Annotated in this window: 15 protein-coding genes and 1 pseudogene; 8 read left to right on the top strand and 8 right to left on the bottom strand. The window is 64.0% G+C overall.

Features of this window, described 5'->3' with window-relative positions; genetic code table 11:
- Positions 1–64: 64 nt before the first annotated feature.
- Together tssC and tssB are read right to left on the bottom strand one after the other, a co-directional pair.
- A complete protein-coding gene (tssC, locus tag ACDH77_RS10195) occupies positions 65–1,582 on the bottom strand; it encodes a type VI secretion system contractile sheath large subunit (RefSeq protein WP_031422679.1) in 1,518 nt (505 codons plus the stop codon).
- Entirely contained in the window at positions 1,575–2,081 is a 507-nt protein-coding gene (gene tssB, locus ACDH77_RS10190; RefSeq protein WP_014090188.1) for a type VI secretion system contractile sheath small subunit, read from the bottom strand. The genes tssC and tssB overlap by 8 nt, the downstream gene beginning before the upstream one ends.
- A 683-nt stretch (positions 2,082–2,764) precedes the next feature.
- Here tssB and ACDH77_RS10185 point away from each other — a divergent pair.
- The 3 genes and pseudogenes from ACDH77_RS10185 to ACDH77_RS10175 all read left to right on the top strand — a co-directional run bounded on the left by ACDH77_RS10185 (position 2,765) and on the right by ACDH77_RS10175 (position 4,335).
- Positions 2,765–3,727, top strand: coding sequence for a hypothetical protein (locus ACDH77_RS10185; protein WP_031422670.1), 963 nt, complete (start codon positions 2,765–2,767; stop codon positions 3,725–3,727).
- Positions 3,728–3,754: 27 nt separating this feature from the next.
- Positions 3,755–3,922 (top strand): annotated as a pseudogene (locus ACDH77_RS10180) (DedA family protein); the annotation flags it as partial.
- Positions 3,923–4,056: 134 nt separating this feature from the next.
- Positions 4,057–4,335: a hypothetical protein gene (locus ACDH77_RS10175; protein WP_029819423.1), complete on the top strand. Its 279-nt coding sequence runs from the start codon at positions 4,057–4,059 to the stop codon at positions 4,333–4,335.
- A gap of 317 nt (positions 4,336–4,652) precedes the next feature.
- On the opposite strand, the gene ACDH77_RS10170 is transcribed toward ACDH77_RS10175, so the two are convergent.
- The 3 genes from ACDH77_RS10170 to ACDH77_RS10160 form a co-directional block, all read right to left on the bottom strand.
- Positions 4,653–5,687: a Gfo/Idh/MocA family protein gene (locus ACDH77_RS10170; protein ID WP_031422667.1), complete on the bottom strand. Its 1,035-nt coding sequence runs from the start codon at positions 5,685–5,687 to the stop codon at positions 4,653–4,655.
- Between the two features lie 242 nt (positions 5,688–5,929).
- On the bottom strand, positions 5,930–7,243 hold the full coding sequence (locus ACDH77_RS10165) for a sorbosone dehydrogenase family protein (RefSeq protein ID WP_218560602.1): 1,314 nt from the start codon (positions 7,241–7,243) through the stop codon (positions 5,930–5,932).
- Positions 7,240–7,656: a hypothetical protein gene (locus ACDH77_RS10160; protein ID WP_011347345.1), complete on the bottom strand. Its 417-nt coding sequence runs from the start codon at positions 7,654–7,656 to the stop codon at positions 7,240–7,242. The genes ACDH77_RS10165 and ACDH77_RS10160 overlap by 4 nt, the downstream gene beginning before the upstream one ends.
- A 395-nt stretch (positions 7,657–8,051) precedes the next feature.
- Here ACDH77_RS10160 and ACDH77_RS10155 point away from each other — a divergent pair, with 395 nt between their 5' ends.
- Complete coding sequence (locus ACDH77_RS10155; protein WP_065613878.1) at positions 8,052–9,425, top strand: serine hydrolase domain-containing protein; 1,374 nt, start codon at positions 8,052–8,054, stop codon at positions 9,423–9,425.
- A 144-nt stretch (positions 9,426–9,569) separates the two neighbouring features.
- Here ACDH77_RS10155 and ACDH77_RS10150 read toward each other — a convergent pair whose 3' ends face one another.
- The 3 genes from ACDH77_RS10150 to ACDH77_RS10140 all read right to left on the bottom strand — a co-directional run bounded on the left by ACDH77_RS10150 (position 9,570) and on the right by ACDH77_RS10140 (position 11,783).
- The gene (locus ACDH77_RS10150; RefSeq protein ID WP_049756418.1) at positions 9,570–10,274 is read right to left on the bottom strand and encodes a LytTR family DNA-binding domain-containing protein; all 705 of its coding nucleotides are present in this window, start codon (positions 10,272–10,274) and stop codon (positions 9,570–9,572) included.
- A gap of 179 nt (positions 10,275–10,453) precedes the next feature.
- A complete protein-coding gene (locus ACDH77_RS10145; RefSeq protein WP_372353864.1) occupies positions 10,454–11,311 on the bottom strand; it encodes a sensor histidine kinase in 858 nt (285 codons plus the stop codon).
- Between the two features lie 196 nt (positions 11,312–11,507).
- On the bottom strand, positions 11,508–11,783 hold the full coding sequence (locus ACDH77_RS10140) for a hypothetical protein (protein ID WP_008571932.1): 276 nt from the start codon (positions 11,781–11,783) through the stop codon (positions 11,508–11,510).
- 1,101 nt (positions 11,784–12,884) lie between these two features.
- On the opposite strand from ACDH77_RS10140, the gene ACDH77_RS10135 reads away from it, so the two are divergent.
- From ACDH77_RS10135 to ACDH77_RS10120, 4 genes are all read left to right on the top strand, one after another.
- The gene (locus ACDH77_RS10135) at positions 12,885–15,620 is read left to right on the top strand and encodes a S8 family serine peptidase (RefSeq protein ID WP_372353863.1); all 2,736 of its coding nucleotides are present in this window, start codon (positions 12,885–12,887) and stop codon (positions 15,618–15,620) included.
- Positions 15,621–16,107: 487 nt separating this feature from the next.
- On the top strand, positions 16,108–17,223 hold the full coding sequence (locus tag ACDH77_RS10130; protein ID WP_109291511.1) for an efflux RND transporter periplasmic adaptor subunit: 1,116 nt from the start codon (positions 16,108–16,110) through the stop codon (positions 17,221–17,223).
- Positions 17,216–20,308 carry an efflux RND transporter permease subunit gene (locus ACDH77_RS10125; protein ID WP_057681694.1) on the top strand — a complete coding sequence of 1,031 codons (3,093 nt, stop codon included), beginning with the start codon at positions 17,216–17,218 and terminating at the stop codon, positions 20,306–20,308. The genes ACDH77_RS10130 and ACDH77_RS10125 overlap by 8 nt, the downstream gene beginning before the upstream one ends.
- Positions 20,305–21,789 (top strand): efflux transporter outer membrane subunit, encoded by a 1,485-nt coding sequence (locus ACDH77_RS10120; RefSeq protein ID WP_372353862.1) that lies wholly within the window; start codon positions 20,305–20,307, stop codon positions 21,787–21,789. Before ACDH77_RS10125 ends, ACDH77_RS10120 begins: the two co-directional genes overlap by 4 nt.

Raw genomic sequence — 21,789 nt, 5'->3', positions numbered from 1 at the left:
AGAGCCGATCCGGCGGCTATGCCAGCCGCAGGTCGTTAGTGTTGAAAGCCAAGCCTGAAAGCGGTCAGGCGGCTTGCGCCGATGGCAAGCGCGAGACCAGGCGTAGCGATACCGTCAGGCCTTCGAGCTGGTAATGCGGGCGCAGGTAGAATTTGGAGGTGTAGTAACCGGGGTTACCCTCGACCTCTTCGACCACCACTTCGGCGGCGGCCAAGGGCTTGCGTGCCTTGGTTTCTTCGCTGGAATTGGCCGGGTCGCCGTCGACGTAGTTCATCACCCAATCGGTCAACCAGCTCTGCATTTGCTGGCGCGTGCTGAACGAGCCGATCTTGTCGCGCACGATGCACTTGAGGTAATGCGCGAAACGGCAGCAAGCGAACATATACGGCAGCCGTGCACTCAGTGCCGCGTTGGCGGTGGCATCCGGGTCGTCGTACTCCTCGGGCTTGCCCAGCGACTGTGCACCGATGAAGGCGGCCATGTCGGTGTTCTTGCGATGCACCAGCGGCATCAGCCCCATCTTGTCCAGTTCCGCCGAACGGCGGTCGGTGATGGCCACCTCGGTCGGGCACTTCATGTCCACACCGCCGTCGTCGGCCGGGAAGGTATGCGTCGGCAGGCCTTCCACCGCCCCACCCGACTCCACGCCGCGAATGCGCGTGCACCAACCGTACTGCTTGAATGAGCGGTTGATGTTGACCGCCATTGCGTAGGCTGCGTTTTGCCAGGTGTAGCGCGACGAATCGGCGCCCTGAGTGTCTTCTTCGAAGTCGAACGCTTCCACCGGATCGGTCTTGGCGCCGTACGGCAGCCGTGCCAGCGTGCGTGGCATGGCCAGCGCCAGGTATTTGGCATCCTCGCTCTGGCGCAACGACCGCCATGCCGCGTAATCGGGGGTGGAAAAAATCTTGGCCAGATCGCGCGGGTTGGAGAGCTCGCTCCAGCTTTCCATCCCCATCAGTCCGGGACCCGCAGCGGCGATGAAGGGCGCATGCGAAGCGGCCGCAATCTGGCTGATGCCGCGCAACGTGTCGACATCCTGCGGGCTGTGGTCGAAGTGGTAATCGCCGATCAGGCAGCCATACGGTTCGCCACCCAGCTGACCGTACTCGGCCTCGTAGATCTTCTTGAACACCGGGCTTTGGTCCCAGGCGGTGCCCTTGAAGCGCTTGAGGTTCTTGGCGAGCTCCTTCTTGGACACGTTGAGCACGCGGATCTTCAACTGCGTGTCCGATTCGGTATTGCTCACCAGATAATGCAGGCCGCGCCATGCACCCTCCAGCGCCTGGAACTGCGGTGCGTGCAGGATGAGGTTGAGTTGCTCGGTGATCTTGCGGTCGATCTCGGCAACATACGCATTGATGGTCTGCGCGAGGTCGTCGCTGATGATGTCGCTGCGTTCCAGCACCTGCTCGGCCAGGGTGCGCACAGCCAACCGCACTTCTTCGCCGGCGCGTTCACTGCGCGGACGGAATTCGCGGGTCAGCAGCGCCGCAAAGTCGTCGGATTGACGGGTTAGCGGCTGGGCATCGGCAAGGTCTTGGGCAGCGGAAGAATTCTGGGTCGCCATGGGGTTACTCATCCGTCGACTTGGGGGCCGCGACCAGCGAGCGCAGCAAGGTGGGATCCTTGATCGCATCGGCGATCAAGCGCTCGGCGCCGGCCTTGCCGTCGAGATACGTGCCCAGATTGGCCAGTTGGGTACGCGCTTCCAGCAGCTCGGCCAGCGGTGCCACCTTTTTCACGACGGCGGTGGGCGAAAAATCGTCCAGGCTGTCGAAGGTGATATCGACAGGTAATTCGCCGCTGCCGGTGAGAGTGTTGGAAACGCTCATTGCCACCCGCGGTTGCATGGCACGCAGCCGGCTGTCGAAATTATCGACATCGATTTCCACTGCCTCGCGTGCTTCCAGCGCCGGCAGGTTTTCCGTATTGGCGCCGGACAGATCCGACAACACGCCCATGACGAACGGAACCTGCACCTTCTTCTGCGAGCCGTAGATCTCGACGTCGTATTCGATCTGCACGCGAGGCGCGCGATTCCTGGCAATGAACTTCTGACTGCTGCTGCGAACGGACATGCGGCCTCCGATGATCTGCGTGGTTGCTGGACGCTGCGGTTGCAGCGGCCGTGTGGCAAAGGCGTATCCCTTGCACCGGATGTGCATCGTGTGCGTTGCCGTCGGCGGAATGAAATCGAACGCCGGGATGGCAGGTATGGGTGTGCGTGATGGGCTTTCCCGCAGGATCCAATGACAACCACAGCGCACGCCGGCGGAGCACTCGAATGCGCTGGCTTCTTCCGCGCGGCATCCAATCGCTGGCCAGCCGCTGCGCATTGCGTCAAGCGGCGAGGCAATCCCCACGGCCACGCATTCGTTCAGGTAATCGCAGTCCGCGCAGCCTTCGACGGGAGTCGGATCTTGCGCACAGCGAATCGCTGGCATATTTTCGCGATGGACACGCCTGGCACGCGCCATGGTTGGACCGTGCGAGCAGGCGGCACGATGCGAGCATGCGTCATGGCATGGCGGCGAAGACGCTGATCACGCTGCGCAATGTCCGCTTGCCTGCATGCAGGCAAGCGGATATGGAACTGGGCATCAAGATGATCAGTGCACTATTGCGGGGCAGATAGCTTCAATCGGATGCGTGCATAGGTGCCATACGACCCCACCTCGTGCCGCCTAGGCTACGATCCATGGGCACTACATCACTTGTCCGCTACATACGGATGCAACACCGTCTCTGTCGGGTGCCTCTCATGTCTGATTTGCCGAAATACACGTCTGGCCCATTGGCAGGTTGCCTGTTGGCGTCTTTATTGATGTGTGCGAATGTCGGTTGGGCTGGCGCACCCTCGCCGGTCTCGGGTACGCCACCGAAGGCGGACGTCGATCTGTCCAGCACGTCCTTGCGCGCGCGGGTCCAGCCTGCACACGAAGACAGCCTGAGCGCCTTCTCTGGTAACGATCAGCGCGCACAGGTGCATCAGCTAAGCGACCGCGAGTGGGCCTTGGTCGAACGCGCGATTGACGCATTGCCTGCGTTGCACCGTCAGATCCTGCAACAGCGTCTGGCGCGACTGAGCTTCGTTGATGCGCCCTGGAGCCCGGGTACGGCATTGACACGCGAGTACGACGGCGCCGATGGCAAACCGCTCTTCGAGATTACCTTGCGTGGAGATGTCCTCGACACCTCGCTCAGCGACTTTCTCACCGGCAAGGATGCCCGCCTCTTCACTACAGACGCGTCGGGATATCGCATTCAACTGGATGCAGGTGCGGTTCCTGCTCTGGAGTATCTGCTGCTGCACGAAGCAACTCACGTCGTCGACAGCACCTTGAAGATCACCGCCGACGGCGGCCCTTTCCGCGAGATATGGACCGACTACCGCAGCTTGGCCGCTCCACTCGATCGCGGCCCGCTTGCGTCCTCCGTCTACCGGCGCAAACCAGCTCAGCCCCTGTCACAGGCACCAATGCTTTATCGGGCTCTGGCCGAATCTCCATTTGTGTCGTTGTACTCCACCGCTTCGGCAGGCGAAGACTTTGCGGAGCTTATCGCCTGGCGCGAGCTATCGAAGAGTTTAGGTGTCGGATTAACGATCTGGATACGCGACAGCTCCGGCAATGTCGTTGCGCGGTTCGACCCACTCGCCTCGACATCGGTCCAAGCGCGCATGGCCAAGGCAAATGCGCTCCTCATGAAGCTAGAGCGGCCGTGAGGCTTTGACCCATCTAACTTAGGAGATGGCAAATGGCCGCTGCTCCTGAGCTGGATGCCGGTCATCGGCGACCCGTTCACGCTCGCCGCCGGGTTCATGCGCGAGCCGCTGCGTGCGGTGGTGCCTCTGCTGGTCGTTGCCAAGACCGCACGCTATGCCGTGGTTGCATGGGCGACGCTTGCGGTTGCGCGATGACTGCCTGCCGTTGCTGATGCTGATGACCCGAAAGGGCCAGATTCCAGTGCCCACGAGCGCTTAACGCGAACCGCCTATGCTGTCGGCGCTGCAGGGTAGCTGCAGCGCATGAGCGACACGACAAAGGAGATTGTATGAAGCAGCTACAGACGATGATCCTGGCTGGTTGCCTGATGGGGCTAAGCTCGATGGCCTACGCCGAAGTTGCCAACCTGACCAACAGCGCCGAAGGCGCCAATCGCGATGCAGGCATCGCGGCGGTGAAGAAGAAATTGCAGGAAGCCTGCACATCGCGCAACGGCACGCCGGATCTTGGCTCATTTGAAGTGGTGTTCGAGAAGACCAGCAAGAATCCGGATGTTCCCAAGCCGTATTACGTCGACGGCAAACTCAAGTGCGATCTGCCGCAGTAAGTTCGGTTTCGATTGCTTGCACCGCAATATTGACTCACTGCAACGTGCAACTGGACTGGCGCCCCTGCTGTAGTGGGGGCGCCTTTTTCATGATCTTGAAATGCGTGACATGCGCCAGACGCTTTCTCGTCGCCACCAGGACAATCACAGGCCGTTCTACAATGTTCTTGGCTGAAATGGCCAATGCATGCGTGCAGAGAATGCGCGGCCATTGACCAGAGATACGTGCTGCGATCCTCTGCCTGCAGTCCTCCAAGAGCAGATTCTTCCTGGATGGATGTCCGCCCTGCCCGCGCGTCGTACCGGGTGGCGCGGTCCTACACCATCCCTAGCTGCGAGCGCGCCACGTCCAAAGTCGTCATGATCTGAATGACTTCGTCGAGCGGATGCAGCGGCGATTCCATCAATCCCTGGCCGATGTAGCGAGCAGCTGCAGTGGCTTGCCAGGAGAGTGCGCGATAGCCGTCAACACCGGTGGGGTCGGTCCAGAGCAACGGTTCGATGGCGTCGCCGTTGCCGACCAGACGCAGCGTGGTCGGGTTATGGAAATCGCCTGCCAGATCGATGCGGCCGGCGCTACCGGTGACATAGGCGGTGGAGCTGCTACGGGCCACGATGGAACTGACCAGGGTGGATTGCGCGTGCCCGCCATGCGACAGCACCACGGTCGAATAGGCATCGACGCCGGTCTGGGTGAGCGCGCCCACGGCCGTGATTGCGCTGGGCGCGCCCAACACCATCGAGGAGAACTGCACGGTATAGACGCCCAGGTCGAGCAACGCCCCTCCCCCGAGTGAAGCATTGCGTTGCCGATGCAACGGATCGCGAGGCCCCGCTTGACTCAGGTCTGCGAACACGTGGCGGACATCGCCCAACGCTCCATCTGCCAGTAGCTTGCGCACTACCGAGGTGTGTGGAAGATAACGGCTCCACATGGCCTCCATCAGGAACAGTCCGCGCGCACGCGCTTCCTGCACCAGGATGCGGGCGTCCTGCGCGCAGGTGGTCATGGGCTTTTCGATCAGGACATGCTTGCCCGCACGAAGTGCGAGCAGGCCATGTTCCAGATGTTCGCTGTGCGGGGTCGCAATGTAGACGATGTCAACGTCCGGGTGATGGACGAGCGCCTCATAGCTGTCACAGGCGTGTTCCATCGCCCAGGTATCGGCGAACGTCTGGGCACGTTCGCGGCTGCGCGAGGCCACTGCGAATGGACATTGGCGGGTATTGCGACGCAAGGCATCGACGAATGCGGATGCGATCTTGCCGGGACCCAGCACGCCCCAGCGCAATGCCGGTTCGCCCTGGCCTGGCAAGAACAGGTCCGGCGTCGGGAATGTGGTCGGCAGCATGAGGATGTGCTCTGCATCGGGGGTGTGGTGATGCTAGCAAAGCGCCGACGATGTCAACGACGATGCTCCCCAGGATGCGTCACTTGCAGGGCATCGACACCTGAGTGAGCGCGAAGTCTTCATGGCATGACAGTGCACGCAATCGACATCGCGCCCCATTGGAAGCAGCAATCAGCATCGCCGACTGCAGCGACGATACCGGAGCTGCAACACCGGGATCGTCACTGCGCGGCTGGTCCTGCCTACTGGGGCGCAGCGGCCGCGGCGTCTGGTGTGACGCGCCAGACGATGTTGGCCAGATCATCGGCAACGATCAATGCACCACGCGGGTCGACCGTGACACCCACCGGCCGGCCGCGGGTCTTGCCATCTTCGCCATGGAAGCCGGACACGAAGTCGATTGGGTCGCCTGCCGGGCGACCGTCGCGGAACGGCACGAACACGACCTTGTAGCCAACCGGCGGATTTCGGTTCCAGCTACCGTGCTCGCCGACGAAGACGCCATCGGCGAACTTGGCGCCCATTGCGCTGGAAGAAAACGCAACGCCAAGTGCGGCGACATGCGAACCCAGGGCATAGTCCGGCACGATCGCCGATGCCACCTTCTGCGGATCTTGCGGCATGACGCGCGCGTCTACGTTCTTGCCCCAATAGCTGTAGGGCCAACCGTAGAAACCGCCTTCGCGTACCGAGGTGAGGTAGTCCGGCACCAGGTTGGGGCCGATTTCATCGCGCTCGTTGACCACTGCCCACAACGCACCGCTACCCGGCTGGATGGCCAGCGCCGTGGGATTGCGGATACCGGTCGCGTACGGCTTGTGCGCGCCGGTTGCGGCATCCACCTGCCAGATCTGCGCGCGGTCGAGCTCGACGGCCATGCCACGTTCGGTGATGTTGCTGTTGGAGCCGATGGCCACATACAGATAGCGGCCATCCGCGCTGGCTGTGAGCGCCTTGGTCCAATGATGATTGATGGCCGACGGCAGGTCGGTCACCTTGGTGGGCGCCCCGCTCGCCTGGGTCTGGCCCTGCCGATACTCGAAGCGTACCAACGCATCCTGGTTCGCTACGTACAGCGCCTCGCCAATCAGCGCCAGCCCGTAGGGCGCGTTGAGTTTGTCGGCAAACACCGTTTTCAGTTCGTAGGTGCCATCGCCATCAGCATCGCGCAACAAGGTCAGGCGATTGCCGCTCTTGGCCTTGGAGGTGCCCTTGGCCTTGATCGCGCCGGCAATGACATCCTTTGGCTTGAGGTTTGGCGCGCTGCCACCACGGCCTTCTGCCACCAGGATGTCGCCATTGGGCAGCACCAGTGTCTGGCGCGGAATGCCAAGATCCTTGGCGATCGCGGTGATGCGATAGCCTGCCGGCACGGTGGGCTTGCGCTCGTTCCAGGCGGTTGGCTCGGCAATCTTCATGTCGGGCAGCAAGCCGCGATCCGGCTCCGGCAGTTCCGGGGTTGCGCCGCGCTGACTGACCTCCGGCGCCTTGCCGCATGCGGCCAGCGCTGCAGCAAGAATGGAGACGGTGATGAGACTGGTGGTCTGACGCTTCATCGTGCACCTCCTACGCGCAGACCGGACAATCCTGCCCAGGTCGCAACCAATGCGAACAACGTCGCAATCGCGGACAGCGCCAGGGCTGCCGGCATGACGGCCCATGCGTCGCGGGCATGATGCAAGGCATCGAAAAAGCCCACGATCCACGTAGCAATGAGCGCAATGATGTAGATCAGGTTACGGCTTCCGCGCACCAGCGCGACGATGGCGCACACCAGCGCAATCGTGGTCAACACCATCGCGCCTACCAGCAGCCAGGATGCGAAGTTGCTCCACTGGATCTGGTAGCTGCTCCAGTAGGCGTAATCGCTGAGCAAGGCGCCGAGAAACAGCGGCCACACACCGCCGAGCACGGCTGCGTGGAACGGGTGGACGGCCCATGGACGGGCCGGAACGGTCGTTGAATTCATAGCGGACTCATTGGGGCAATGGCGAAACGTGCCCCCGATGCTGACAGCTTGCATGTGATGAGCAGCGTGATATTGGCGCAATTCGTGCCCGTGCAGATAACCGAAGCTGGCGCTGCCTAGTGCCTTTCGAACGCACGCAGGCTGCATCTATTGTCGCGTTCGATGCCTGGGCAGCCTGCTGCCGGGCTGCCTGGGAGGTGCCGCCGCATGTCCATAGCGCCCACGCCCTGACCCCACGCGATGCCGGGCCATGTGCAGCGCAGACCGTCACTTACGGCTCCCGCTCATCCGCTCCGTCGACCGTTCGATGCCTGTCTCGACCGCACGTCATGCATCGCTGGGCGCTGCACGGCTCCGCTTCCAAGCTGCGCTCCATCCACTGAAGGAGCAGGTGTATGAAGACAATTGCGATGATGCTGCTGGCTACCGCGCTGAGCATGGCCGGCACGGCCCGCGCGACGGGAACCACACCGCCGGCGTCAGCCCCGGCCGAATTGGCGCGCGAGGCCGCTGCGTTCTTCAAGGAAAGCCAGCCGGGCGGCGTGGTGCTGGTGACGCGTGGCGATCAGGTGCTGCTGCGCCGGGCCTACGGCATGGCGGACATCGAAAATGGCGTGGCCATGCAACCGGACGCGGCAATGCGGCTGGCTTCGGTCAGCAAGCAGTTCACCGCCATGGCGGTACTGCAACTGGTGCAGGCGGGCAAGCTGCAACTGGATACCTGCCTGGAGTCAGTGGACCCGGCGCTGAGCGGCCCGCTCGCCAAGGTCACTGTGCAGCAACTGCTCACGCATACCTCCGGCATCAAGAATGTCAGCAGCATCGCTGCCTCGCGCGCCGCGCGACGGGAAGACACCGATGCGCGGAGCCTGATGAACTATTTCAAGGACCTGCCGCTGGAGTTTGCTGCGGGCACGCGCTTTCGCTACAGCAACTCCAACTACATCGTGCTGACCTATCTGATCGAACGTATCACTGCTCAGCCCTACCCGGTCTATATGCAGCAGTCGCTGTTCCAGCCGCTGGGCATGCTGCATACCCGCTACGATGACCATCTCACCGTGATCGCCAAACGCGCGCATGGCTATCGCCGCGCGCAGGGCCAGTTGCAGAACGCCGACTTCATCAGCATGTCGCAGCCGCAAGGCGCGGGCGGTCTGATCAGCACGGTGGACGATCTGGCGATCTGGCACCGCGCATTGCGCGATGGCTTGCCGGTGTCGGCATCGCTGCTGGCGCAGGCGATGCGCACGACCACGTTGGCCGATGGCAGCGCCTCGCCCTACGGCTTCGGCTGGATCATCGGCCAGGTAAACGGCATGGCCGACGTGGAGCATGGCGGCTTCATCAACGGCTTCAACAGCTATGTGGTGCGGGTGACGCAGCCGGACGTCTTCGTGACCGTGTTGACCAATGCCGAGTTCCTGGATCCGACCAACCTGAGCGTGCGTTTGGCCGCCATCGCCGCCGGGCATGCCTATGCGGCGACGGTCGCGCTGCGCAGCCAGGACCGCGCATGGCTGGGCCGTTATCGCTTTGCTGCAGATGATGTACGCGTGCTTGCGGAAGTGGACGGCGCGCTGCAACTGCAGCGCGAGGGAGAAGACCCGGTTGCCGTGCTGCCGCATGCCGACGGCCGTTACTACCTGGACGAGAGCCTGGATGCGTTGAGCTTCAACAAAGACGGCAATGGCAACGCAGTCATGACCATGCACGACCGCTTGATGGGTGACAGCAGCGGCACTCGCGAACCGACCGGGGACAACTGACAAGCGGCTGCGCGGCTGCCCTCCGGCGGAATCGGTGCACAGAGTGGGCATATGCCACACGCATGCCCCGTGGCTCGCGTGCGCCATCGGCACTGATCTGGCAAATTGCCCCCACGTTGCCAGCCACCCAGAAACCGCCGAAAGCTAAAGGCTAAGCAGCTCTCTGAAGCGTGCGCTCTGGCGGCGGGACACTTCCACTTCCAGCCCACCGCGCAGGGTCAGCATCAGGCCGCCGTTGCTCCACGGTGCAACCTGCTCCACGAAGTCGAGATTGACGATGTACTTGCGGCTGGCGCGGAAGAATTTGTCCGGCGCCAGCTGCGTTTCAATCGCCCCGAGCGGCCGATACAGCAGTGGCGCGTGGTTCTGGAAGTACACCCGGCTGTAGTTGCCGACCGCCTCGATCAACCGCACATCGCGCGGCTTGACCAGGAAGCAGTGCTCGCCGTCCTTGATGAAGATGGCGCTGTCCATCGCACGCCGCACCGGCGGGGCGGCAACCGCGTCGCCTAGTTTCTCGATTGCCTGGGCAAGCCGCTGCGGTTCGATTGGCTTGAGCAGGTAGTCCACCGTGTTGTAGCCGAACGCCTTGAGCGCATGCGCGTCGAAGGCGGTGGTGAAGATGATGCGCGGTACCCGACTCAGGCGCTCCAGCACATCGAACGCGTTGCCACCGGGAAGGTCGATATCCAGAAAGACCACGTCCGGCGTAGCCGATTCGATCAACTGCACTGCACTGTCCACATCATCGGCATGGCCCAGCACACGCAGCTGCGGGTAACCCTTGAGCTGATGCTCCAGTTCGAAGCGGGCCAGCTCCGAATCTTCCACGATCACCGCTTCAATCACGCGCCCTCTCCAATCCATACATGTGCCACCACACACGTGCCTTCTTCATGTAATTGCAGGCCGGCATGTGATCCGAACGAGAGTTGCAGGCGTTGCCGCAGGTTCGCCAGTCCCGTGCCGCCGCTGCCGCCGGCTTGCAATTGCCCGCTGTTACGCACATGGATATGCAGCGCATCATCCTACACGGCAATGCCTACCTGCAGATCGCCGACGCTGCTGCTGAGCCCCAGACCGTGCTTGATCGCGTTTTCCACCAGCAGCTGCACGCAGAATCGTGGTACCCGTCGCAGCAATGCGGCTGCATCCACGTGTTCGGCATAGCGCAGGCGCTTGCCGAGTTGCATGCCGACCAAGCCCAGATAGTCGCGCACGACCGCCATTTCTTCGTCCACGGTCACCAGGGCTTCTTCGCCGCCGGTGAACTGGTAGCGCAGCGTGCTGGCGAAGCGGGTGATCTGTTCGCGTGCCAGCTCTGGATCGATGAGGATGAGCGCTCGAATATTGTTGAGCGTGTTGAAGGTGAAATGCGGGCTGATATGGCCGAGCAGACGTTGCAACTGCGCCTCCTTGAGCGCCAGCCGCAGATCGTTCTGGTGGCGAGTCGCTTCGGCTAGCCGCGTCTGTCTGCTGATCGACAGGTAGAGCAGGCTCCAGGCAATGTAGGCCGGCCATAGCAGGGCCGTGCCCGCGATCATCGGCTGCGCCTCGGACAGCGCCATCAACCCCGGGGAGAAGCCGCGCAAGCCCAGCAGTAAGCCGTGGACCGCCACATCCACGCCCAGCGCCGCCAGCAGGCTGGCGACCAGCAACAGGCCCAGCCAACGCACTTCGCCGTAGCCATCGGCTTGCAGTGTTCGATAGAGCCGGCGCAGCAGCAGGCTGCCCAGCAACCCGCCCACGCTGAAGCCAGCCACTGCGGCCAGCTGCAGCCCATCGGGCACCGCTTCCTCGCTAGGCCGAGCCACGTAGGCAATCGCCAGGAACAGCGACCAGCCCAATGCCTGCATCAGCCAGAACATGCGCCCTACTCCGCGCATGCCGGGTCTTTCCTTGCCTCTGTCACGCAGCCTCATCTCCGTCCGGCATGCCAGCGACGCGTTGCCACCGATGCCCGGGCAGAGAATAGGGCCGAGTGAAGGCGATTGCACGATGTGGATGACCGCCGATGCTTTCTCGCTGCATCGCTGATCGCACCGGGCGACAACGCAGTGGCCGTGTGCTGGCGTCTGCGCGCTAGCCCTGTGCGTTGCCGGGCGGGGTCGAGCGCGGGCGCGTTTGCTTCTTCAGCAGTTCGCCGATGTATTGCCGGGCCAGTTTGCTGCCGATGTCCACTGCAGCCTGCAGCGAACCGAAGGTGGGAGAGCCCGTCAACGGAACCGACTGCCCGCCTACCTGCAAGGTGTCCAGTACCACGCGCTGGCGCTCTAGCTGACGGGCCACCACGGCATAGGCAATGCCATGCAGCGTGCCTTCCATCGTCAGCAGATCCTCGGGCGATGTGGTGCTCATCCCCAGCGAGCATAGCGACGATCGGTCAGCGCGGCAGCAGCACACCTTGAACCGTTTACGCGATCGCAGTCTGCGCTGCAGCGAGCATCGCCAAACCTGTCGCCGGCACAGGTGGCGTTGCGCGGCGATCTGCCTTGTGTGATGTGGAACCGCGATGGGGCGTGGCAGAACCTGGCCGCCAGCGTGCGCCGAACGGCGACACCGGACGCAGCCGCGCAGCGGCAGGCGATGCGCTTCCCGCCCATGACGGTAAGCGTCATCGCTGGCGTTTGACCCGGCCTGCCGTCGGGGAATGCAGCTGCGCGTGTCGGAATTTAAATCCACACACAGGAAAAAAACACGCGCCATTCAGCTGCGCCCCCGTCTGAAAGATCAACGACCTGGCTGCGAGATTTATTCGAAATTGCTGCCCGATCTTTAAGCAAGGTGCCGAACTAGTGAATTTGACCCATCTGAAGTGCAGGATTACGCACAATGGAGGTTCGCGCCTGACCTTATTTATTATATTCCCGGGAATATATTCAATTAATCGGCAAGAGGAAATGAGCAAATTAGTATAATTTTGCCCGTATCAGTCCGGCCACGAACGTCCTGTGCTAGAGCCCGTTAGATCCGCTAACTCGCGCTTGAATTCGCTACCCAGCGTAGTGATTTCACCGACAAGGCGGATGCGATTCCCTGATTCACGAAGACCGCAGTCGCATTTAGGATTGTCGCCCCGCGAGATTTGTGACGTATTATTGTTGAGTACGCTCCGACAATAATCTGCAGGCTCACCTGCTAATGCGCCTCTAATTCGTTCTGGCTATGGATTAAATCGGCAGATCCTATTTGGGCGATTTCTCTCTGAATAGCAACTGTCCATTCAGATTTCAGAGATCTCAGATAGCGCCGTTAAACAATCTCGCAAGCACTGAGTAATACCAAACGTATTTTTCAGATGCTCCGCGGGCGCACTCGTGGGGAAAAAGCGCAGCGGTCGAGAAATGAATAACGCGTGAAATTAATGCCTTCGCTGGCGATCGCCGGCGCGGGGTCCTTCTGCGCCAAATTGAATCACCAGCAGTAGCGGCGCACTCAATAACTGGAACCGACCAACCAATGAATCGCTCGCTACTGGCAACCACCATCGCCTCCTGCCTCGTCCTGACCGCCTGTGGCGGCGGTGGTGGTGGAGGCAACGTGCGTAGCGACGCACCGCAAACCACGGTGATCGCGCCGACCCCGACGACCCCGCCGCCGGCAGCGGACCCGCTGCCCAAGACCACGCCCGCGCCGACGCCGGCCCCGCCACGCTATCAGGGCGTGGGCAGCAATCTGCTGGTGCCGACCAACGCGGATCTGGCGCAGCAGGCGGGCGCGCGGGGCCAGGGCGTGAAGCTGGCCGTGCTGGACGACAACCTGGTGCCCAGCTACGCACCGATCAGCGGCAAGGTCGACAGCTTCAACGATTACACCGCCAGCCCGGGCACGCCCGAGTCGTCGGCCAATGCCTTGCGCGGCCACGGAACGATTGTGTCTGCGCTGGTGCTGGGCTCCGCGCAGGACGGCTTCGCCGGTGGTGTCGCGCCGGATGCAGACCTGTTCTATGCGCGCATCTGCGCCGAAAATTCCTGCGGCACGCAGCAGACCCGTCGTGCGGCGGTGGACCTGGCCGCGGCTGGCGTGCGGATCGCCAATCTCTCCATCGGTGCCTCCTACCCCGATGCCGCCTCCAGTGCCAACGCTGCGCTGGCCTGGAAATACGCACTGACCCCGTTGGTGCAGGCCGATGCGCTGATCGTGGCATCCACCGGCAATGAAGGCGCGGCAGAAGCTTCCTACCCGGCGGCAACGCCGGTGCAGGAAGCCAGTGTGCGCAACAACTGGCTGGCCGTCGGTGCGATCAACATCGATAGCGCCGGCAATGCCGCTGGCTTGACCAGCTATTCCAATCACTGCGGCGCCGCCGCGCAGTGGTGCCTGGTCGCGCCGGGCAGCTACACCGCCCCGGCCCTGGCCGGCACCGAATTGCAGGGCCAGATTGCCGGCACCTCGTTCTCCACCGCCGCCGTCAGCGGTGTCGCCGCGCAGGTGCTGGGCGTGTATCCGTGGATGAGCGCTTCCAACCTGCAGCAAACCCTGCTGACCACCGCCACCGACCTGGGCGACCCGGGCGTGGACGCGCTGTACGGCTGGGGCCTGGTCAATGCGGCCAAGGCGATCAAGGGCCCGGGCCAGTTCGCAAGCAACTGGGCGGCCAATGTGACCGCTGGCTACGACAGCACCTTCAGCAACGACATCTCCGGCGCGGGCAGCCTGACCAAGAACGGGGCCGGCAAGCTCACCCTGAGCGGCAATAACAGCTATACCGGCGGCACCAGCATTAGCGACGGCGTGCTCACACTGTCCGGCAGCCTGCGTTCGGATGTGATCGTGTTGAACTCGGCCACGTTCGAATCGCGCGGCGGTGTGATCAACGGCAACTACAGCCTGGTCAACAACACCGGCACCACCGCGCTCGAGTTGGGCAGGGGCCTCACCGTCACCGGCCGGGCCAGCTTGAAGGGCAATCTGCTGTTGCTACCGGAAGCGGCCGGTTACACCGTCGGCAGCACCGAGAAGATCGTCAAGGCCGGCGTCCTGCAAGGCACGTTCGACCGCGTGCAGTACGCCAACAATTTCTTCTGGACCGCGGCACTGTCCTACGACCCGACCACCGTCACCGCAACCCTGACCCGCAATGCCTCCGCGGCCAGCGCACAGGCGGCCGGTGCACCGCAGTCGGTGGTCAACGGTGCCAACCAGGCCGACGCGCTGGTCAAGGTGCTCGATACCCGGGTCGCCTCGGGCGACACCGACAACCTGGGTGGCCTGATCAGCGCCACCGGTTCGCTGATTGCAGCATCCGATGCGCAGGTTGCCGCGTCGCTGCCGACCCTGACCGGCCAGGTACACGGCATCGAGCGCACGCTGGGCTTCCAGTCCGCGCTCAACGACGCACGTGTGGCCGCCGACCGCCTGCCCTACCTGGCCGACACCACCACGTTGACCACCTGGATGCAGGGCAGCTACCTGGACGGCAATCTGGGCCGTAGCGGTTTCGCTTCGGCCGATTACACCCAGCAGGCCACCACCTTCGGCGTGGATCTGCCGATGGGCAGCGGCGGCACCATCGTCGGTGCGGCCGTGACCTCCGGTCAGGACCGTGCGCACATCGCCGCGTCTTCGAGCCGTCTGCGCTCGGACCGGTATGCGATGACCGCGTACCTGTACCAGCCGATCGGCCAGGCGTATCTGTCGGCGATCGGTTCGTACGGCATGAGCAACGTCCAGACCGAACGCAACGTGCAGGCCGGCAGCATCGGCGAGCGCTTGCAGGACCGTCGCCACGACACCAACTGGTCGGCGCGCGCGGAAATCGGCCTGATGCCGCATGCCGGGTTGTCGCCGTTCGTGGCCGCCGGTGTGGTGAGCCAGACCCAGGATGCCTTCAGCGAAGCCTCGGTGACGGGCCTGGGCCTGAGCGCGAACAGCGACACCCTGCGCGCAGGGTACGGCGAGGTGGGTGTGCGTGGCCATCTGGCGCGCGGCAACTGGGGCTTCGATGGTCTGGTGGCGTATCGCTCGCTGCTGGGCAACCCGAATGCCGACTTCTCTGCGTGGTTCACCGGCCTGCCGGAAGCGCGTTTCACTGTCGCCGGCGAGCCGGTGTCCAAGCAGTCGCTGCGCGCCTCGGTTGGCCTGCGTTACCAGCTCAACGATGCGTTCTCCATCTACGGCAACGTGGGTGCCGAGCGCGCTCGTTCGGACACCAACAGCATCAACGCCAACATCGGTCTGCGCTGGCAGTTCTGATTGCAGCCGATGCAGCGGTGCTGCAGGCGATGCACGTGACGATGTCACGCACACTGCTGCGTGACAGATAAAAGAAGGCCCCGGCATGTCCGGGGCCTTTTCGTTGACGGCCGCGTGCCAATGGCGAAACCGCCAAGCGCTTGGCTGACACGGCGTCTTGCGTGCCGGCCCCGCGCAGACGATACGAAAGTATATCGATGCGATGTCCATGGACTGGCGAAAACGCCCGAAAACCCCTGGTTTCGCGCGCTGACGGCTGGCACCATGCACGCCATCGACGCGGCTGCAGCACGCGTTGCAACTGCGCCGGCCCGGATGGCTGGCGCACAACTCACACCTGTGGCGATGCGCCATGGGTGCCAGGCGATGCCGATGTACGCCGCTGCCGGCAGCGCGCGTAGATCCATCGCCGATGCAACCGCGGCCTGCGTTCGCGCATCGCAGGCTGCGGGTGCAACGCCTTCCCTCTCCCCGTACGAGTCATCGCATGTCGTCCCCCTTCCTGCGTTCTACGCTGGCAGCTGCCTGTGTGTGCAGCTTGCTGGCCGGCTGCGGAGCCACGCCGCCGCCGGCTGCTCCCTCGCCGCTGCTGATCCACACCAACACGCAGGTGATGGTGCCGGCGCACTCGCCCCTGCGTGCCAGCCTGCGCGTGCAGGCCGTGCGCAGCCAACCCATCGCCCCGCTGCTGCAGATGCCGGCGGTGATCGACGTGCTGCCCGAGCGCCTGGTGCGCGTCGTGCCGCCGTTGGCCGGGCGCGTGGTCGCACTGCCCAAGACCCTGGGCGACACCGTGCATGCGGGCGATGTGCTTTGCGTGCTGGATTCTGCCGAACTCGCCAGTGCCTACAGCGATGCCGGCAAGACGCGCGCCACGCTGGAACAGGCGCGCCTGGAACTTGCCCGGCAGAAGGCGCTGGCAGCGGACAGCATTTCCGCTGCACGCGATCTGCAGGCGGCGCAGCAGGCCTTCGACAGCGCGCAGAACGATGCACGGGCGGCCAGCGATCGCCTGGCCCAGCTGGGTGTGGCTGCGCAGGCGAGCTCGCACCGGCGCTATGTCGTGCGTGCGCCCATTGCCGGCCGCGTGGCGGAGCTGAGCGCTGCGCTGGGCGGCTTCTGGAACGACACGTCGGCGTCACTGATGACGGTGGCCGATATCTCGCAGGTGTGGCTCACCGCCAGCGTGCCGGAACGCGAGATTGGCCAGGTCTTCGAAGGTCAGCCGGTCACTGCCAGCCTGGATGCCTATCCTGGCCAACGCTTCGTCGGCCACGTGCAACACCTGGACGATTTGCTCGACCCCGCCACCCGCACGTTGAAAGTCAGGGTGGCCTTGAATAACCGCGACGGCCTGCTCAAGCCGGGCATGTTTGCGCGCGCCCACTTCCAGTCGCGCCCGCAGCAGGCATTGGTGGTGCCCGATAGCGCGCTCTTGCAGATGGGACTGTACACGCGGGTGTTTGTCGAAACCGCGCCGTTCGCTTATCGCTCGCGCATCGTGGCCACCGGCCGCGCAATGGAGGGCTATACCGAAATCCTGTCCGGCTTGAAGGCCGGCGAGCGTGTGGTGATCAAGGACGGAGCCTTGCTCAATGATTGAGGCGATCATCACCACCTGCTTCCAGCGTCGCGGCATCGTCTGGCTGGTCTTCGTACTCATTGCGTTATACGGCACATGGAGCTGGACGCAGCTGCCGGTGGAGGCTTACCCGGACATCGCCGATGTCACCTCGCAGGTGGTCACGCAGATCCCGGGCCTGGGTGCAGAAGAAGTGGAACAGCAGATCACCGTGCCGCTGGAACGTGCGTTGATGGGCACGCCCGGCCTGCATGTGTTGCGCTCGCGCAGCCTGTTCGCCCTTTCCCTGATCACGCTGGTCTTCGACGATGGGACGGAAGGCTACTTCGCGCGCCAGCGTGTGCTGGAACGCATCCAGGCGGTCACCCTGCCCTATGGCGCAATTCCCGGGCTCGACCCATACACCTCGCCCACCGGCGAGATTTATCGCTATACGCTGGAATCGAAAACACGCAGCCTGCGCGAGCTGTCGGACCTGCAATTCTGGACGGTGATTCCACGCCTGCAGAAAGTGCCAGGCGTGGCCGATGTGACCAATTTCGGCGGCCTTACCACGCAGTTTTCGCTGGCGCTGGAGCCGGACCGCCTGACCCGGTACGGGGTGTCGTTGCAGCAGGTCAAGAGCGCCATCACCAGCAACAACGCCGATGGCGGCGGCAGCGTGATGGATCGTGGCGAACAAAGTTACGTGATCCGCGGCATCGGCCTGCTGCATTCGTTGCAGGACATCGGCAATGTGGTGGTGAGCAGCAGCAATGGCGTACCGGTCCTGGTCAAGGACCTAGGCCAGGTGCGCTACGACAATGTCGAGCGACGCGGCATTCTGGGCAAGGACGGCAACCCGGACACGATCGAAGGCATCGCGTTGCTGCTCAAGGACAGCAACCCGTCGGTGGCCTTGCAAGGCATCCACAGCGCCGTGGAGGAGCTCAACAACGGCGTGCTGCCCAGGGACGTCAAGGTGGTGCCGTACCTGGATCGGACCGCGTTGATCGACGCCACGCTGCATACGGTGAGCGCCACGCTGACCGAAGGCATGCTGCTGGTGTGCGTGGTGCTGTTGATCTTCCTGGGTAGCCCGCGTGCGGCGGCGATCGTGTCGCTGACCATCCCGCTGTCGTTGCTGATCGCCTTCATCTTCATGCACCACCTCAAGATTCCGGCCAATCTGCTGTCGTTGGGCGCGATCGACTTCGGCATCCTGGTCGATGGCGCGGTGGTGCTGGTGGAAAACGTCTTGCGCCTGCGCGAAGAAAACAGCCAGCGTGCATTGACGGCACGCGATGCGATCGACGCCACCCTGCAGGTGGCGCGGCCGATCTTTTTCGGCATGGCCGTGATCGGCTGTGCGTACCTGCCGCTGCTGGCGTTCGAACGCATCGAGTACAAGCTGTTTTCGCCGATGGCCTACGCGGTGGGCGCGGCCTTGATCGGTGCGCTGCTGGTGGCGCTGACATTGGTTCCTGGCCTGGCGTGGCTGGCGTTTCGCAAGCCGCGCAAGATGATGCACAACCGCGTGCTGGAAACACTGGGGCAGCGCTACCGCGCATTGCTGGAACGCAGCGTGGGCCGACGCGGCTGGCTGCTAGCTTGCGCGGCGCTGGCCCTGTGCGTGCTGGCGGTGTTGGGGGGCAGCATCGGCCGCGACTTCCTGCCGTATATCGACGAAGGATCGCTGTGGCTGCAGGTGCAGATGCCGCCAGGCATCACTCTGGACAAGGCCGCCACCATGGCCAATGCCTTGCGCAAGGCCACGCTGGAATTTCCCGAGGTTTCGTACGTGGTGACCCAGACCGGGCGCAACGACGATGGCACCGACTACTGGACGCCTTCGCATATCGAAGCGAGCGTTGGCCTGCGTCCCTACAAAGACTGGCCGGCCGGCATGGACAAGCAGGCATTGATCGCTGCGCTCGGCGCACGTTATGCACGGATGCCCGGTTACACGGTGAGCATGATGCAGCCGATGATCGACGGCGTGCAGGACAAGCTCTCCGGCGCGCACAGCGATCTGACCGTGAAGGTGTTCGGCGACGATCTGCAGCAGGTTCGCGGCGTTGCCGACCAGGTGGCTGCAACCTTGCACAAGGTGCCGGGCGCTGCGGACATCGCCGTGGATGTAGAGCCGCCCCTGCCCAACCTGCAGGTACGTTTCGACCGCGCGGCGGCAGCACGCTATGGCATCAATGCGGCCGATGTGTCGGATCTGATTTCCACCGGCATCGGCGGCAACCCGATCGGGCAGATGTACATCGGCGAGAAGAGCTACGACCTCACCGTGCGCTTTCCGCAACGGTATCGCAACGATCCGCAGGCCATCGGCGCGTTGCGCCTGCGCACCGCTGCCGGCGCCGAGATACCGCTCTCGGCGGTGGCCAGCATCACCACCACCAGTGGCCAGAGCGTGATCGTGCGCGAGATGGGCCGGCGCAACATCATCGTGCGGCTCAACGTGCGCGGCCGCGACCTGTCCAGTTTCCTGAGCGATGCGCAGGCCACGCTCGCGCGGCAAGTGCACCTCGACCCGCAGCACATGCAGCTGGTGTGGGGTGGCCAGTTCGAGAACCTGCAGCGTGCCCAGGCGCGCTTGCTGGTGGTGCTGCCAACCACCTTGTGCATCATGTTCGTGTTGCTGTTTGGCGCGTTCGGCAACCTGCGCCAGCCGACATTGGTGCTTGCCGCCGTGCCGCTGGCCATGATCGGCGGGTTGGCTGCATTGCACCTGCGCGGGATGACCCTCAATGTCTCCAGCGCGGTAGGTTTCATCGCCCTGTTCGGGGTCGCGGTCCTGAACGCGGTGCTGATGCTCGCGCAGATCAACCGGCTGCGCCAGGACGTGGGCATGTCCTTGCGCGAGGCGGTGGTGGCCGGTGCGGTGAGCCGCATGCGTCCGGTGCTGATGACCGCGACGGTGGCAGCGCTTGGCCTGGCACCGGCAATGCTCGCCACTGGCCTGGGCAGCGATGTGCAGCGCCCGTTGGCCACCGTGGTGGTTGGCGGCTTGGTCACCGCCACGGTGCTCACCTTGGTGTTGTTGCCATCGCTGTACTACCTGATGGAAGCCTTCGTCGCAACGCGCCAGGGCCGCCCGGAGACGACCGCATGACCGACGTTCGCAACGCATTGCTCGCCAGTGCCGTGGCGGTATCGCTCGCCGCCTGCGCCGTGGGACCGGACTTTCAGCGCCCCGCTCCACCTGCTGCCGATCGCTATACCGCCAATGCGTTACCGGCAACGACCGTGGCCGCCGACGCAGCACATGGTGGTGCGCAGCAGTTCGAGCCCGGGCAGGACGTGCCGGCCGCCTGGTGGCGCGCCTTCGGCTCGCCGCAACTCAATGCTGTGGTGGAGCGGGCCTTACGTGCCAATCCGGACCTGCAGGCCGCCGACGCAGCGCTCCGGCAGGCGCAGCAGACGCTGGCTGCACAACGCGGTGCCTGGCTACCGCAAGCGGATCTGCATGTGGATGCCAGCCGGCAACGCGATTCGGTGGTGCCGGCGCCAGATGCCGGCATCGACACACCGTATGCGCTACGCACCGCCCAACTCAGCGTCAGCTACACGCTGGACGTCTTTGGCGGCACGCGGCGGCAAGTGGAAGCGGCCGGCGCGCAGGCACAGGCCCAGCGCGATCAGCGCGATGCGGCGTACCTGAGCCTCACCGCCAACGTGGTGAACGCGGCCATTGGCGAGGCGGCCGTGCGCGCGCAACTGGAGGCTGCACGCGCGCAGGTCGCCATCGCCGAGCAGCTCTGCACGCTCACCGAACGCCAGCAGACGCTTGGCGCGCTCGGTGCAGCGCAGGTGCTGGCCCAACGCACTGCGCTGGCACAGGCACAGGCCGCGGTGCCGGGGCTGGAAAAACAGCTGGAACAGCAACGGACCCTGCTCGCGATTCTGGGCGGGCAGTTGCCTGGCGACGCTGCGGGTGCGCCGTTTACGCTGGACACGCTGAAATTACCGGCGCAATTGCCGTTATCGCTGCCCTCGCGGTTGGTCGATCGCCGCCCGGACATCCGCGCCGCCGAAGCGCAGGCGCATGCTGCCAGCGCGTTGATCGGCGTGGCGGCCGCTGCGCGCTTGCCATCCATTACCTTGAGTGTGGCCGGCGGCGGCTCTGCATCCAGTGTCGGACGCATGTTCGCGGCCGGCAATACGCAATGGTCGGTGGCCGGCAGCCTGCTGCAACCGCTGTTCCATGGCGGCGCGCTCGCGCATCAGCAACGGGCGGCCGAAGCTGGCTACGCGCAGGCCATGGCGCAATACCGCAGCGTGGTGCTGAACGCATTTGGCGAGGTTTCCAACGCGCTCACCGCGCTGCAGAGCGATGCGCAGAGCCTGCGCGCCTGTGCCGATGCGCAGGCCCTGGCGGAGCGCACGCTGGCGCTGGCGCAACGTCAACAGACGGTCGGTGCGGTGGGCGTGGCGGATCTGCTGCAGGCGCAGCAGGCCTACCAAAGCACGCAGGCCGCCACGGTCCAGGCACAAGCCGCCCGCTACACCGACACCGTGGCGCTGTATCAGGCCCTGGGTGGCGGGCCGTGGTGGTCGCCAGCGGCCCAGACGCCCAAGCCCGCGGCTCCATGA

Source organism: Xanthomonas axonopodis pv. maculifoliigardeniae, assembly GCF_041519315.1.
Classification (GTDB): Bacteria; Pseudomonadota; Gammaproteobacteria; order Xanthomonadales; family Xanthomonadaceae; genus Xanthomonas; species Xanthomonas euvesicatoria.
The sequence above is the reverse complement of the archived record's forward strand: the minus strand, read 5'-3'. Positions and strand labels throughout refer to the sequence as shown.